Here is a 14,431-nt window from a genome sequence, read left to right as displayed (position 1 = left end):
CGCACAGACGGGCCGCGTATTCACGGCACGAGCACTGTCGAGCCGACTGTCTTGCGCGACCCGAGCGCGCGATGCGCTTCGGCTGCCTCGGCGAGCGCGTAGGTCCGGCCGGGCTCGCTCTTGATCTTGCCGGCCAGCACGAGATCGAATAGTTCCTTCGCCATCGCGAGCATGTGGGAGCGTGGCGTCGCGTAGTGCACCATCGCGGGACGCGTCACCCAGATCGATCCCTTGCCCGCCAGCACACGCGTGTCGATGTGCACCGGCCCCGAGCTCGTGCCGTTGCTCACGAGCGTTCCACGCACCCGCAGGCTGTCCAGCGACGCTTCCAGGGTATCCTTGCCCACGGAGTCGAACACGACCTCTACGCCCTGGCCGTCGGTGAGTTCGGCCACCCGCTTGGCGATGTTCTCGCGTGAAGTCACGATGGTGTGCGTGCAGCCATGCGCCTTCGCCACTTCGGCCTTCTCGTCGGTGCTGACCGTGCCGATCATCGTCACGCCCAGGGCGCGCGCCCATTGGCAGGCGATCAGCCCCACCCCGCCCGCGGCCGCGTGGTACAGGATGGTCTCACCGCCGTTGAGCGGATAGACCTGGCGAAACAGGTACTGCGCCGTCATGCCCTTCATGATCAACGTCGATGCCGTCCTGTCGGTCACCCCGTCGGGCAGCGGAATCAGCACGTCGGCGGGCATGACGCGCACCTCCGAATACGCGCCTTGCGGCCCCAGCAGATAGCCGACCCGGTCGCCCACCTTGATGTCCGACACGCCGTCGCCAACGGCCTCGACGACACCCACCGCATCCGAGCCCAAGCCGTTGGGCAGTGCGAGCGGGTATTGTCCGGTGCGAAAGTAGATGTCGATGAAGTTCACGGCCACATAAGCGTGCCGCACGCGGGCCTGGCCGGGACCGGGCTCGCCCACTTCGACGTTTTCCAGCCGCAGCACCTCGGGACCGCCCGTTTCATAAAAGCGAATTGCTTGTGACATTGCCGTGAGTCTCCCCAACAAGATTAAAAAAAAGCTGCCGTTCACGTCGACGGCGCGAGATTGATCGAACGCGCCGCGACCGTCATCGGCTGTCTCAGGTACGGTGCGGCGCCTCGTGATGAAGCGCGCTGGCAAGCTCGGTGACGAACTCCTGCGCACGCGGCCACTCGCCGTAACCGGCCGCCGGGTTCAGGTGGCCGACCGCGCCCAGGTTGACCCAACGGCTGCCCCATGCTGTCGCGAGCTCCGTGACGCGATCGAGCCTTGCCAACGGATCGTTCGTGCTCGCCGCGACGATGCTCGGGAACGGCAGCCGTGCGCGCGGTGTTGGGAGCCAGCCGTTTTGCTGCAACGCGTCGCGAGTGGGATAGCCATCCGGCAACGGTGCCTCGAAGTCTGGCGGCGTCGCGAGCAACGCTCCTGCGATTTCGCGTCGGTGACGTTGTGCCCAATGCGCGACGATCATGACGCCGGCGCTGTGTGCGACGAGCACGGCCGGGCCTTCGATGCCGGCGAGCGCTGAATCGAGTGCAGCCACCCGGGCGGCGCAGCTCAGCTTGTCGTGTTCGAGAGGCGGCACCGAGCGAGCACCCGGCAGCGCCTTTTCAAGCAGCGTTTGCCAGTGGTCCGCGACGTGGTCGCGCAGGCCGGGCACGATCAGAATCGTAGGTGAAGTTGCGGCGGGCATCAGTAAGGCTCCATGAGGGCATCGGTCAGGTTGCGGCTTGCGAGCGCTGCGCATTCAGCCGCTGCAGGTCCGCCGCATAGCTGCGCTTGCCAAGCAGGAACGCCAGCGCAGAGACGAAGGTGGCGAATGGAATGATCTGCAACGCGCCGAGCAGACCGATCCTGTCCGCAATGAATCCCGTGAGGATCGCGGCCGGCGCAAGGCCGAGAAAGTTATTGGCGAGCGTCAGGGTGGCAAAGGCGGACGAATGCATGCTCGATGGGGTGAGGTTCGCGACCATCGCGCCCGAGGGCCCACAGGCGCCCGCGCTGAAGAACATCCCGGCGCCAAGGAGAACGATCTGCAATGTGCCGGCCGGGAGACGGAACGCGATGCTCAGCGAGGCGAAACACAAGAGGCAATAGAGCACCGCGACGAGCCATTTGCGCGTCGGGACCTTCTTGCTGACGAGGTCAGTCACGATGCCGCAGAAAATCATGCCGACGCCGGTTGCCAGCACGAAGCCCGCTGCGCCCACGGCGGCCTTGCCGGGCGCCATCGCGTAGTATCGGTTCAGATAGCTCGGCAGCCAGGCGTACATCGCACCGGGGACAAGCAGTTGGAGGCCGCTGCCGACGTAGGCGCATTTCACTGAGCGGGTCGAAAAAAGCCCTTGCATCAGCGTCCGAAGGCTCACGCGCATGGTGGGCTTGCCGCGAACATCCCGTCCTCCGGCGGGCCGCTCGGATGCCAGTTTCTTCTCCGACACAACGAGGCGATAGACGAGCACCAGCAGAATGCCGAATGCGGCCATGGTGCCGAACGACCAGCGCCAGCCGAGCTGTGCCGCCACCATGCCGCCGAGCGCCATGCCCAGTACCGAACCAAAGGACCCGCCCGCCATGAAGGCGGCGGTCAGGGACGATCGCAGATGGGCGGGAAAGATGCTCAGCACGAGCGCGATTCCGACGCTTCCGTAGGCCGCTTCTCCGATGCCGACCAATGCGCGGGCGATGAGCATTTCATTGTAGTTGGTGGAAAGCGCGCATCCGAGCGTAGCCAGGCTCCAGATTGTCGCCATCAGCGCGATGCTCCTGACGCGTCCCCAGCGATCGGCCAGCACCGACAATGGAAAGGTCAGTATCCCGACCATCATTGCCACCACGCTGCTCAAGGAGCCCAAGCGGGTGTCCGACAGATCCCAGGATGCTTTCAGCAACGGGAACACAGCATTCAGAACCTGTCGTGACATGTAGTCGGAGATCAACAGCCCGAGTGTCAAAGCGAAGACCACCCACGCGTAGGTGCGCGCGGGCGATCGTATTGCCGCGGCGTCGCCATCCGTGGCATCGTCAATATGGTGTGCGTGCAAAATCGTCTCCTGAATGAACTGGCTAGCGGTGTTCTCATGCGCTGGTTTAGCGCGCGGCCGCTTTTCTGCCGGGACAGTTGTTTTATGCCACCTGTCCTGAGCCAGAGTGCAAATTGAATAATCGCTATATTCAGCCTGCCGGAATCACGCCGAATTCACCTGCTCTCGATCGGGCCGCGCGCAGCGGCACGTTGAGCCCGCCCGGCTGGCGGTTCGGCGCCATGCCATTGGCCGCCGTCACCTGGTCGGGCTTCGACACGAGCTCGGCCAGCATCAGCGATCAATACGGCACGTCGCCGATGATCCCGGCCCGTTCCATCTTCCGGTGGCACGGCGGGTAGTCCATCACGGCGTAGTGCTGCGTGCTGCGGTTGTCCCAGATCGCGATGCTGTTTTTCCTCCAGCGCCAGCGGACCTGATATTCCGGGATGTACGCCTGGCTCATGAGGTAGCTGAGGAGGTGGGCGGCGCCGGGATTGGCGTCCTGACCGAAGCGCACGCGCGCAGGGGTGTGGAAGTTGGTGAAGTGGGTGGCGAAGCCATTCACGAACAGCACCTTCTCGCCGGTCTCCGGGTGCGTGCGCACCACCGGGTGCTCGGCATCCGGAAACCGCTCCTTGAGCGCGAGCCGCTTTTCGATCGGCATCGCGGCGCCGAAGCTTGCCTCGATGCTGTGGCGCGCGCGCAGGTCGGCGATCTGGGTCTTGATGTGCTCGGGCAGCTTCTCGTACGCGAGCGCCATGTTCGCCCACATGGTGTCACCGCCGATCGGCGGGCACTCCACGCAGCGCAGCACGGCGCCGAACGGCGGCGCAGTGCGCCAGGTGGCATCGGTATGCCACGCGTTTTCATAGCGGTCGTTGGGCTGATCCGGTGTCTTGTAGATTCGCACGAGGCCCGGATGCTCCGGGTCGCTGCCCGCCACCGGATGGTCCTCCAGCTCGCCGAATCGCCGGGCAAAGGCGACGTGCTCGTCGCGCGTGATGTCCTGGTCACGCAGGAACACGACACGGTGCGTCAACAGCGCAGCCCGAATTGCCGCAAACAGGCCGTCGTCGTGGATGGCATCGGCAAGGTTCACGTTGGTCAGTTCGGCGCCGATGGCGCATGTCAGCGGTTCTATGTTCATTTTTCCTACCGTCTCCTGTCAAGTCCGCAGGCAGGCCCAAGGGGCCGCCAGCTCGCCTGGCGACGACACCCTGCGCGCGTCTCCTCCGGCGTCTGCCCACGTTTCGTTTATAAGTGAAATCAACCGTCCGTATTGCGCATGAGCGCGCGGGCCCATCCGCTTGCCAAGCACCGTGTCGATCGCATTCCAGTCCGCGTCGCTCAGATAACGCCGGGCCGCCGGAAAAACCACGCCCGCCTCGCGCCCGTGGTGCTCCCATGAAAACGTTGCGTAAGCGCTGACCGCCTGCTCGAGTTCCAAAGCGGGCATGAGCCCGTGTGCATATCGCTCGACCGATTCGCTCAACTCGCGCGTCAGTCGGTCGTGGCGCCGGCGCCGGAGGGCAAGCTCGTCGAGCTCCGCACTGACCACGTGGGTGCGCCCGCGTAGTCTTTCATCCAGACAACTGTTGCTGTTCCCGCCGTGCCGCAAAACGGAGCAGGCGCGCATGTATTCGGCGCATGCGCGCAGCGGCGCCACGTCCGGACAGCCGTCCTGCAGTCGGGCGCTGCGAAGGACGCGCAGCCACGCATGCAGTACCCCGGCGTAGGCGCGATGCTCGTCGAAGAGCGCGCCTGTGACGCGCCTGGGCACGGGCCGTTGCTCCACCGCGCACACGAGCACGGGCTGTTCAGCCCCCGCGAGGACGTTCGCGGTCTGGGTTCCGAGTCGGCCGTCTCCATCATGCGTGCCGCGAGGCGCCATCAGGATCAAGTCACTGTCGCGCTCGCGCGCGGCCGAGAGAATCGCCCGGCAAGGGGCCGGGTCGGCGCCGCACGCGGCGTCGCACGTCACACCGTGCGCGCGGGCCGCGGCTTCAGCTTTGGATAGCAGTTCCCAAGCCAGTGCGTCAGGCTCGACGGTCAATGCACGTCGTTGGCCAATCATCGCCTCACCGGTCAGCACGTGAAGGAACGTGATACGCGCGCCCAGCAGCCGGGCGAACTCCACCGCATATCCAACGGCCTCGCTGGAAGCATCGGTGTCATCCACGGGAACCAGGAGGTGGCGATACATGACGAGTCCTATCGCACGCGAAATTGTTCGGTCTGGCCGGACAGTTCGAATAACATGCAAACCTCCTCATATAGAATCGCCTTGGAGACATGGTAGTGCGAGAAGGTAACGCCGATCCCACTCGCGGCAGGGGGGGCGATCCCTCTCGGCTCCCACCCCTTTGCGTGGAATGCATGCGCCGCACCGCCCGGCATTCCACTTTCGACCATCCGACACTGCCCGCTGGAGCCTGCTCCAGGGTTACGGACGCACCAGATGTCCTTCACCCCCAACGATAACGACACGCACGTTCCCGAGCTTCTTCTGAAGACGACTCCGCCGCGTGCGCCCGCTTACTTGCTGGCGAGGCCGCGGCTGAGTTCCGCCGACCCGGCTTTGAAAGACCGGCAGATCACCGTCGTCCAGGCGCCGGCGGGCTTCGGCAAGACGTCTCTGCTGGCGCAATGGCGGCGTGAATACCTGATGCGCGGGACCGCGGTCGCGTGGCTCTCGGCTGACGAGCGCGACGATCCGCGCCGGCTGCTGCTCGGGCTCGTCCATGCGATCAGGGTGGGGTGTGCGCGCCCGCAGTTCGGCCGGTTCGTGCTCGAAGGGGTGATGGCACCCGTGCGCGAACTCGACGGCCTGACCGCGTGGCTCGCCGAAATCGCGCAGCTTTCGCTCGATGTCGTGCTGATCGTCGACGAAATCGACCGGCTGCCCGCGACGGGCGTAGAGCAGCTCAGTTATTTGTTCCACAACGCCCCGCCCAACCTGCAAATCGTGGCGGCGACGCGGCGCGGGCTCGAACTCGCCATCACCGATCTGGTGGCCTACGGACAAGGCGCGGCGGTCGGGCCGGAGGTGCTGCGCTTTCGACTCGACGAGACAATTTCGCTTATCGGAAGCCGGTTCGGCGCGCGCATGGACGCCGACAACTGCGCACGGGTTCATGAATACACGGATGGCTGGCCGCTCGGCTTGCAGCTGGCACTCGCCGCGATGGACCGCGTGACCGATCCGCGCGAGGTGATCAACGCGATGTCCGGCCGCTCGGGTACGCTTCGCGATCATTTGGTGAGCGGATTGATATCGACGCTTTCCGAGGAAGACGGCGTCTTTCTGACGCGGGTCAGCATCGCCGACGCGGTGCATCCGGACTTGTGCGCCGCGTTGACGAACGATCCCCACGCGGCGGAGCGCCTCGCGCGGCTCGTGCGCGAGACGCCGTGCTTTACCACTGCGGAGAACGGTGCGTGGTGCCGCCTCCACGGGCTTGTGCGGGACACGCTGCGGGGCCGGCTCGCCCACCTGCCGGCGACCGAGCAGACCGAGCTGCACGTGCGCGCAACGACATGGCTCGCCCAGCACGGGATGCTCGAGGAGGCGGCGCGGCATGCGCATGCTGCGGGACAACATCAAATGGCTTACGAACTGGCGGAGCGATGCTTGCACGATGCCGTCACGCAGGGACATCTGGATGCGATGCTCGACTGGCTGCAATTGCTTCCGGAGCAGGAGCTGGAACGGCGCCCACGCCTGCGGCTTGCCGCGGCCTGGGCGTTGGCGCTGGGCGTGCATCACGGAGAGGCCCAGCAGCAGGTGGCACACATCCTCGCGAATCCCGAGGCGGATACCGCGTTGCGCTACGAATGTGCGCTGATCACGAGCGCTGCGGCGTTCTACTCGGATGAAATCGATCGGTCTATCGAAATCTTCGAGCCTTGGGTCGAATCGCCGCCGGACAGTCCGGGCTGGCTGGTGCAGGCTCATGCGAACCGCCTTGCCTCGCGTGCGATGTTCCACGGCGAGCCGGCGCAGGCAAGGCGAATCCTGCAGTCCATCCCCCGTGGCGACCTCGAGAAGCGCACCGGCTTTATCGTGCGCTGGGGCGATCTCTCTGTCGGCCAAAGCTATTTTTCGGAAGGCAAGATGGGACTCGCCGAGGAGACGCTGCGGCCCGCGCTGGAGAGCGCCGAGGCGGATCTGGGCCGGCGCCATCCGCTTACGTGCATGTTCGCAGCGACCCTTGCCGCCGTCGTCTACGGCGCCGATCGCATTGACGACGCCGCCGCGCTGCTGGCCAACCGGCTCGATGTCCTCGAACATGCGGGCACGCCGGAGACGGTCATCACCGGATATCGCACGGCCGCGTGCGTTGCCGCGGCGCAAGGTCTTGCGCATCGCGCGCTCGACCTGCTCGACACCCTGTACACGATTGGCAGCGAAAGGCGCTTGCCGAGGTTGTGCGTCGCAAGCATCGGGGAGCAAGTCCGAATCCACGCCGGCCGATACCGCGTCGAGACCTGTGATGCGTTGGTGCACCGGATCGATGAAATCGTGGCGAGCAGCGATGTTTCCAAAGCGCCGCTCTGGCACCGCTCGATCGCATTGTTGCAAGCCCTGTCTCATGCCAATGCCGCAATTGCCGCCCGCCGCTGGCGTCAGGCGCACGAGGCTCTCGGCGAAGCCAGCGAGCTGGCCGAAGCGATGAAGCTTGGCCGCGTGCGCATCGAAATCATGGCATTGCGCGCCCTGGTCATCGAGCAAACCGAAGGAAATGGCCGCGCGCTCTTGCTCGAAGCGACGAATCTGGCCCAGACGTTCAACTTGATGCGGACGGTCGTGGATGCGCATCCTGAGCTCGCGAACTGGGTCGCGCGGCTAAACGACGAGGAACCGTCCGACGCGTCCGGCACGCCTGCCGTTCGGGGTCAACGCGTCGCGCGCATCCCGGCGCAGCGCGCGGGAGAGGGGCTACGCGCGGTGCCCAGCACGGCCTTCACGCCGAAGGAACGGGAAATTATGGAGCTGCTGGCGCGCAATCTGTCGAACAAGGAGATTGCTCTCGCGATGGCGATTGGCGAGGAGACCGTCAAATGGCATCTGAAGAATCTCTTTCGCAAGCTCAATGCCGGTACGCGCAAGCATGTTGTGCACCGTGCGACGGCACTCGGGCTGCTGGACGGCGGTGACTGAGGCGGTTCTTAGGCCTGGTGTGTCGACCGCGGGAGCGGACCGCCCTCTGCGGCCGGCGCAGCCCACGAGACCTTGATGCTCGGTAACCCTCCCCCTCCCCGAAGGGGGGCAATCGATCGACCGCGTTCAGTATGCTTGGCACAATGACGCGGCACGCCGCTGCGCCGAAAGCCTCAAGAGGTAGTCTCCGTGTCAGCGACCCGAACACCCGATAGCCCCGACGAGCTGATCGCCGCCACCCCGTCAGCCTACGTCTATCCGCTTCTCATCAAGCAGTTGCTGCTCAATTCGCAGAGCTTGAGCGCCCATCAAGAGATTACCTACCGCGGCAAGCTGCGCTATACGTTCGCCGATCTGCGTCGGCGCATCGGCCAGCTCGCATCCGCGCTGGAAACACTCGGCGTGCGGCACGGCGCCACCGTTGGCGTCATGGACTGGGATAGTCACCGGTACCTCGAAAGTTACTTCGCGATCCCGATGATGGGTGCAACACTCTTCACGGTCAATGTCCGCACTTCCCCTCAGCAAATCGCGTATGCGCTGAACGACTCGCGCGCAGAACTGGTACTCGCGCACACGGATTTCCTGCCGGTTCTCGAACAGATCCGCGCGGAGCTGAAGTTCGTGCGCCAGATCGTGGTGCTCGACGACGGCAATTCAATGACGCCCACTACCCTGCCCGTCGCGGGCGAGTATGAGGCGCTGGTCAAGCCGGCATCGCCGGATTTTGTCTTTCCCGAGTTTGACGAGAATACGCGCGCCACGCTTTTCTATACCACGGGCACCACGGGCGACCCGAAAGGCGCTTGCTACAGCCACCGGCAAATCGTGCTGCACACGTTGACGGTCGCGACGAGCTTTTGCTCGCCGCGCGATGGACAGCGGCTGCATCGCGAAGACGTCTATATGCCGATCACGCCGATGTTCCACGTGCTCGCATGGGGGGTGCCGTATATCGCGGTGCTGCTCGGGCTGCGTATCGTGCTGCCTGGCCGCTATGTCCCCGAGGTGTTGCTGGAGCTCAAGAAGACCGAAAAGGTGACGTTCTCGCATTGCGTACCCACCATCCTCAAGATGCTGCTCGATGCCGCCCGCCGCGACGGCCACGACCTGCGTGGCTGGAAGATCGTCACGGGTGGTTCGGCCTTGCCGCCCGGACTGTGCCGGGCCGCTGTCGAGCAGGGCATCGACGTGTTCGCAGGCTATGGGATGTCCGAGACGGGCCCCACGGTGGCGCTCTCGCAGTTCCCGCCGGGCGGCGCCCCGGCCGATCAGGACGAGAACATACGCAAGCGTTGCATGACGGGACGGCCATTGCCGATGGTGGACCTGCGCGTGGTCGATGTCGACATGCGAGACGTGCCCCGCGACGGCACGACGCCGGGAGAAATCGTGCTGCGCGCGCCGTTCCTTACGCTGGGGTACCACAACCAGCCTGACGCGTCCGAGGCGCTGTGGCGCGGTGGCTACCTGCATACCCAGGACGTCGCGGTGATGACGCCGGACGGTTACGTGCAGATCGTCGATCGCATCAAGGACGTGATCAAGACCGGCGGCGAATGGGTCTCGTCGATCGAGATCGAGGGGTTGATCGGGGAACTGCCGGACGTGCAGGAATGCGCGGTCGTCGGAGTCAAGGACGACAAGTGGGGGGAACGGCCGATGGCGTTGGTGGTGCCCGTCCAGGGAAGTGCGCTGAGCGCCGACGATGTCCGCCACCATCTGCTGCGGCATGTCGAGGCGAAACGCATCAGCCGGTATGCGGTGCCGGAAGCGAACCGGATTGCGTTCGTGGCCGAAATACCGAAGACGAGTGTGGGCAAGATCGACAAGAAAGCGATACGCAAGTTGACTGAATGACGCCCCGGCGGACGTAGCCGCAAATGAGCGGGGAGGGGTCCGAATGCCGGGAGCGGTCATTGCCACTGCAACCGGGGTCTACGGCACCGTGACGCAAGCCCCACAAATCGATAAGGTCGGGGCAATCGTGAAAGGTGTGCCCGGCGTCAAGTCAACGACCAACAAGCTCGCGGTCCAACGGCCGATCGGCGAGTAGACGCAGCTCGGCACAAGGAAGACCGCTCTGCGCAGGATACGGTCTTCCGGAAGCTGCCCGTGACTTCCGGACAGCCGTTCGCCCGCCGGCTTCCTGCAATGCTCGAGGTATTTTCGCTTGCCGTTCATTGCATTGGCGGGCGCTGATCCATTCCAGCCTACCGTGGGTTCGCGTCATCCAGCGCGTCGCTCAATCCATACAGCTGGCGGCGTGTCGCCACGGCGTCGACGTCGTGGCTGAGCACCACCAGGTCGTGCATTCCACCTTCGCGATCGGCCACCTGGCGATGCAGCAGCGCTTCCGCCCGAAAGCTCAGCTCCTCGAATACCGCGATCGCGGCCCCCTGATCGGTCGTCATCTGCGCTACCAACTTCTTCAGTCCGCGTTCCAGGGCCTGCGCAAAACACTCCTGGATCAGCGCGCGCCCGAGCCCCGTGCCGCGCACCGCGGGCGATACCAGGACACGCAACTGGCCGACATGCCTCGACCAGCTCAGGTCGTCGGTGACGATCGCCGTGCAGCCGACCACCGTCGCATCGCGATCACGCGCGATCAGGCTTGTCACGTCGTTGCCGTCGAGCGCGCGCATCCACGCGTCAATGACCTGCGGATGGCCGACGTCACGCGGCACGAACAGCAGATCGTGCGCCGGCAAGGCGGCAACGAACGCGACCACCGCGTCGCGGTCGTCACTTGTCATCCGCGCAATCTCGATCTGCTTACCGCCGCATTCGATACTGCGCGGATAGCTACGTAATGTCTCGGTCATATCGAACGCCCCTCCAGCCAGGAATCGAGTTTCGGCCACATCCGCTTGATCGCGTTCGCGCCGGCGGCAATGCTCACATGGCCGCCCGGCAGCACGACGTCCTCCTTGTCGAGCGATCCGACGCGCTCCACCAGCGGGTGTGCGCATGCCGGTGGCACGATATGGTCGTACTGCGCGACGATGTGCAGCAATGGCACGGTGATCTTGCCAAGATCGACGAGTCGCCCGCCGATGCGCAGGGTGCCTTCGTATAGGGCATTCTTCTGCAGCAGCTCCTTGGTCGTCTGGCGGAAATAGCCGCCGGGAAGCGGCAGCGTCTCGTTGCCCCAACGCTCCATCATCCGGTAGCCCTTGACGAACTGGTCGTTCCAAAGGTTGTCCCACAGCCTGACCTGCCCTGCGATGCGGCTCGCCGGGCGCAACGCGTCAAAGCTTGCGAGAACGAAATCCGCCGGCACGATGCCGACACTGTCGACGAAGCGGTCGACGTCGAAACTCCGCTCATCCGACAATGACCGGAACAGCTCCATCTTCGAGAAGTCGATCGGCGTCGTCATGCAGACCAGGTTTTTTACCGGTCCGTCCACATGCAGCGACTGATAGATCACCGACAGCATGCCACCCGCGCAGTAGCCGAGGAGCGTCACATCGTGCTCGCCCGAGTCCTGTTGCACGCGGCGGATGCAGTCGGGAATGAAGTCGAGCACGTAGTCTTCGATCTTCAGGTCGCGCTCGTCGTCTGTTGGCGCACTCCAGTCGATCAGGTACACGTCGTAGCCGCGTCCGAGCAGGAACTCGATCAAGCTCTGCCCCGGCGCGAGATCGAGGATGTACCCCTTGTTCGTCGGCGCCATCACGACCAGGATCGGCACGCGATAGACCTCGTCGACGGTTGCGTGGTAGTGCACGAGTTCCAGCGTGCCGCGCCGGTGCAGCACACTCTTCGGCGTCCGACCGACCGCTGGCCGGCTGACGCCGAGCAGTTCCATCCCCTTGAGCCCGCGCTGCACGGCGCGCTCGACCTCGAGTTGCAAGCGTTCGGTCAGCGCCGGGTCCGCGCTCTTCTTGCTGGTGGGCTGCGAGGCCATCGTTCAGCCCTTGTCGGTACGTGCGCCGCGCCGCGTTTCCTTCGCCGGGGCCACGGGTTCGGAGGGGGACGCCGCCCCAGGCGGCCGGCGCGTTCGCGCCGGGCGCGGCGCCGACATGCCCGATGCATCCGGCGGCAACAACCGGTCGAGCTTGTCCTCGATGCGCTTCAGTGACACCGCCAGTTCGGCGACCTCCTTGCGGCTCGGCAGGTTGGCGCGCCGCAAGTAGTCCTCGATAGTCTTGTCGAACACCTGCTGCATGCTGAGCCAGACCGACGAAAACTGGTGCAATGATTGGAGTACTTCCTGCGATTTCATGCTGCCGGTCGCGAGCGCGTTGGCGTCGTTCTCAAGTTTCGACAAGGCTTCGCGCCATATCTGGAACGGATCGGGGAATGCAGGGGATGCCATCTCGGTTCCTAACAGTCGGTACGATGGATGCGTCGAAATCGAGGACGCTCAAGCGTTGCGAAATCAGCATATGCGGCGCGCATGGCGTCACAATTTAGCATGCCGGCCATCAACGCAGCCATGGTAGGTTTCGCTCGCCTCGATCGGCGCAAAGTGCTGCCCGAGCAACTCCCGATAGGCGGTAACCGGGTTGAGCAGTGGAAACGCGGCCAGGTCCGTGATCCATCCGCTATCGGGCCGCTTGCGGCGGATCATCGTCCAACGCCAGCTCTCGAGCCGCTCACCTAGCATAAGCGATGCGATCAGCAGATTGCGGCCCATGCGTAGTTCCGCTAGCGCGAATTCATCACCGCAGCGCGCCGACAACTCGATTGTCCGATCGACTAGCGTCGGAGGTTCGCCGACCGGCGAACCGAAGTTAAGTCGAAGCGCCGAGCCGATGCGATCGAGCGCATCGCGCGCCGCTCGCAGCACGCCGTCGAAGTTCAGAAAGCCGTGGAACTGACCCGCGTAGTGCAGCAATTCGACCGGTACGCCAGCTTCACGGAGGCGCTCGGCATAGGCGAGGCCATCGTCGCGGATCGGGTCGAAGCCCGCCGTGACGACGAGCGCCGGCGGCAAGTCACTCAGTTCGCGGGTCAGTGCCGGTGAGATCCAGGGATCCGCAAGGTCCGTTCGTTCTCGCGTGATCAGCGCCCGGATCGCATCGATACCTTCCGATGTCAGCATATAGCCGCTGGTATTTTCCGCCTTGGAGGCGAAGTCATCGAGCAGATTCGTGGCAGGATAGACCAGCACCTGAAGCCGCAGCGCCGTTCCGGCTTGTTCGGCATGCCGCTGTGCCACGGCTGCGGCGAGATTGCCGCCGGCCGAGTCGCCGCCCACGGCCAGACGCGTGGCATCGATGCCGTGCGCGAGCCCGTCGCTAACGATCCAATCCATTGCGGCCATGCAATCGGCTCGGCCGGCATACAGGTCATGTTCCGGCGCCAGGCGGTAGCGCACGGCGACGACAATCACGCCGCTGACCACAGCGATATGCCGGCAAATGGCATCGGCGGTCGCGAGTCCGCCCATCATGAAACCGCCGCCGTGAAACCACACAAACGCGGGCGCAGCCTCGGCCGTCACAGAGGGTCGATACAACTTCAGTCGAATTGGCTCGTACGGCCCGGGAATCAACAGCGTTTCGACGCGAGCCACCGCATCCGCACGGCCAAGTGCAAGCGCGGATAAACGCCAACCCAGCCGGTGCTGGCGAAGGTTGGAGTGATTGACCGGATTGCGCTTCACGAGGTTGAGCATCTTCAAAAGCGCTTCTGCTTCCGGATCGAGGGAGTCGGCACGCAGGCGTTTCGGGCGGCCGCGATGGCTCCGCCCCGGCGTATGCGCGGGATTGCAATGACCATCCTTGCTCGTCGTCGAATTCACAGGTTCCTCGCGCGCCTCTGGAAAGGCTGTCGACTTGCTGTTGCGATCTATTTCACGAGACGCGTGTCCGATATGCAGCGTAACTCAAACCACGCATAAAGTGACGCGTGTCAGCATCTTGGCGCCTGAGGCATCCCGAACGCTCCTTGCTCTCTGCGTCGGCGCGCGCCTGTCCGTGACAATCTCGCTCGGCGGGCGCTTCGAGGTTCATCACCACCTTTGCAGCCACCGTGCGAGCCGCTTGCACCGGGCATGCCGACTGCACGCACCACTCTCCTACCAATTTGCGTTCAATGATTTACACCGCCTTGCGCAGGAAGCCCTGAGTAGCGCCGTTGCGGTTCGGCGCGAAGCCGTTGGCCAGCAGGGTCTCTTCCACTGTGTCGTAGAACACGCCGATCTTGCTGATCTCGCGCGCTTCCTGGGCGGTGGCGACCTTGCGGCCGAACTCGCGTGAAATGCGCACCAGTTGCTCGATCTGCTCGACCGTGCTCATCTTCTT

The 14,431-nt window shown here is 64.6% G+C and carries 12 protein-coding genes and 1 pseudogene; 2 read left to right on the top strand and 11 right to left on the bottom strand.

Annotated elements, in window-relative coordinates:
- Positions 1-20: 20 nt before the first annotated feature.
- The 6 genes from AWB68_RS15615 to AWB68_RS15595 all read right to left on the bottom strand — a co-directional run bounded on the left by AWB68_RS15615 (position 21) and on the right by AWB68_RS15595 (position 5,216).
- Positions 21-992 carry a quinone oxidoreductase family protein gene (locus AWB68_RS15615; RefSeq protein WP_087645312.1) on the bottom strand — a complete coding sequence of 324 codons (972 nt, stop codon included), beginning with the start codon at positions 990-992 and terminating at the stop codon, positions 21-23.
- Between the two features lie 94 nt (positions 993-1,086).
- Complete coding sequence (locus AWB68_RS15610) at positions 1,087-1,680, bottom strand: RBBP9/YdeN family alpha/beta hydrolase (RefSeq protein WP_087645256.1); 594 nt, start codon at positions 1,678-1,680, stop codon at positions 1,087-1,089.
- Between the two features lie 25 nt (positions 1,681-1,705).
- A complete protein-coding gene (locus AWB68_RS15605) occupies positions 1,706-3,016 on the bottom strand; it encodes an MFS transporter (protein WP_235028354.1) in 1,311 nt (436 codons plus the stop codon).
- Positions 3,017-3,161: 145 nt separating this feature from the next.
- A complete protein-coding gene (locus tag AWB68_RS48210) occupies positions 3,162-3,305 on the bottom strand; it encodes a hypothetical protein (protein ID WP_160110020.1) in 144 nt (47 codons plus the stop codon).
- Between the two features lie 6 nt (positions 3,306-3,311).
- Positions 3,312-4,160, bottom strand: coding sequence for a TauD/TfdA dioxygenase family protein (locus tag AWB68_RS15600; protein WP_087645255.1), 849 nt, complete (start codon positions 4,158-4,160; stop codon positions 3,312-3,314).
- Positions 4,161-4,178: 18 nt separating this feature from the next.
- Positions 4,179-5,216, bottom strand: coding sequence for a universal stress protein (locus AWB68_RS15595; protein ID WP_087645254.1), 1,038 nt, complete (start codon positions 5,214-5,216; stop codon positions 4,179-4,181).
- A 255-nt stretch (positions 5,217-5,471) separates the two neighbouring features.
- Here AWB68_RS15595 and AWB68_RS15585 point away from each other — a divergent pair, with 255 nt between their 5' ends.
- A complete protein-coding gene (locus AWB68_RS15585) occupies positions 5,472-8,174 on the top strand; it encodes a winged helix-turn-helix domain-containing protein (RefSeq protein WP_087645252.1) in 2,703 nt (900 codons plus the stop codon).
- 189 nt (positions 8,175-8,363) lie between these two features.
- Positions 8,364-10,034, top strand: a complete 1,671-nt coding sequence (locus tag AWB68_RS15580; RefSeq protein ID WP_087645251.1) for a fatty acid--CoA ligase — start codon at positions 8,364-8,366, stop codon at positions 10,032-10,034.
- A gap of 353 nt (positions 10,035-10,387) precedes the next feature.
- Here the strand turns inward: AWB68_RS15580 and AWB68_RS15575 are convergent, their stop codons facing one another.
- The 5 genes and pseudogenes from AWB68_RS15575 to AWB68_RS15555 form a co-directional block, all read right to left on the bottom strand.
- Positions 10,388-10,999: a GNAT family N-acetyltransferase gene (locus AWB68_RS15575; RefSeq protein ID WP_087645250.1), complete on the bottom strand. Its 612-nt coding sequence runs from the start codon at positions 10,997-10,999 to the stop codon at positions 10,388-10,390.
- Positions 10,996-12,087, bottom strand: coding sequence for a PHA/PHB synthase family protein (locus tag AWB68_RS15570; protein ID WP_087645249.1), 1,092 nt, complete (start codon positions 12,085-12,087; stop codon positions 10,996-10,998). Before AWB68_RS15570 ends, AWB68_RS15575 begins: the two co-directional genes overlap by 4 nt.
- 3 nt (positions 12,088-12,090) lie before the next feature.
- The gene (locus AWB68_RS15565) at positions 12,091-12,498 is read right to left on the bottom strand and encodes a phasin family protein (RefSeq protein WP_087645248.1); all 408 of its coding nucleotides are present in this window, start codon (positions 12,496-12,498) and stop codon (positions 12,091-12,093) included.
- Positions 12,499-12,585: 87 nt separating this feature from the next.
- Entirely contained in the window at positions 12,586-13,803 is a 1,218-nt protein-coding gene (locus tag AWB68_RS15560; RefSeq protein WP_235028353.1) for an alpha/beta hydrolase, read from the bottom strand.
- Positions 13,804-14,227: 424 nt separating this feature from the next.
- Positions 14,228-14,431: pseudogene (locus tag AWB68_RS15555) on the bottom strand (3-keto-5-aminohexanoate cleavage protein); the annotation flags it as partial.

It is taken from the genome of Caballeronia choica (genome assembly GCF_001544535.1).
GTDB lineage: Bacteria > Pseudomonadota > Gammaproteobacteria > Burkholderiales > Burkholderiaceae > Caballeronia > Caballeronia choica.
The sequence above is the reverse complement of the archived record's forward strand: the minus strand, read 5'-3'. Positions and strand labels throughout refer to the sequence as shown.

What these genes read in the sequence shown, in the direction of transcription:
- AWB68_RS15575 (WP_087645250.1), bottom strand. Translation starts at nt 10,999, where the DNA reads ATGACCGAGACATTACGTAGCTATCCGCGCAGTATCGAATGCGGCGGT.
- AWB68_RS15595 (WP_087645254.1), bottom strand. Translation starts at nt 5,216, where the DNA reads ATGTATCGCCACCTCCTGGTTCCCGTGGATGACACCGATGCTTCCAGC.
- AWB68_RS15600 (WP_087645255.1), bottom strand. Translation starts at nt 4,160, where the DNA reads ATGAACATAGAACCGCTGACATGCGCCATCGGCGCCGAACTGACCAAC.
- AWB68_RS15615 (WP_087645312.1), bottom strand. Translation starts at nt 992, where the DNA reads ATGTCACAAGCAATTCGCTTTTATGAAACGGGCGGTCCCGAGGTGCTG.
- AWB68_RS15560 (WP_235028353.1), bottom strand. Translation starts at nt 13,803, where the DNA reads ATGCTCAACCTCGTGAAGCGCAATCCGGTCAATCACTCCAACCTTCGC.
- AWB68_RS15570 (WP_087645249.1), bottom strand. Translation starts at nt 12,087, where the DNA reads ATGGCCTCGCAGCCCACCAGCAAGAAGAGCGCGGACCCGGCGCTGACC.
- AWB68_RS15585 (WP_087645252.1), top strand. Translation starts at nt 5,472, where the DNA reads ATGTCCTTCACCCCCAACGATAACGACACGCACGTTCCCGAGCTTCTT.
- AWB68_RS15565 (WP_087645248.1), bottom strand. Translation starts at nt 12,498, where the DNA reads ATGGCATCCCCTGCATTCCCCGATCCGTTCCAGATATGGCGCGAAGCC.
- AWB68_RS48210 (WP_160110020.1), bottom strand. Translation starts at nt 3,305, where the DNA reads ATGCTGGCCGAGCTCGTGTCGAAGCCCGACCAGGTGACGGCGGCCAAT.
- AWB68_RS15610 (WP_087645256.1), bottom strand. Translation starts at nt 1,680, where the DNA reads ATGCCCGCCGCAACTTCACCTACGATTCTGATCGTGCCCGGCCTGCGC.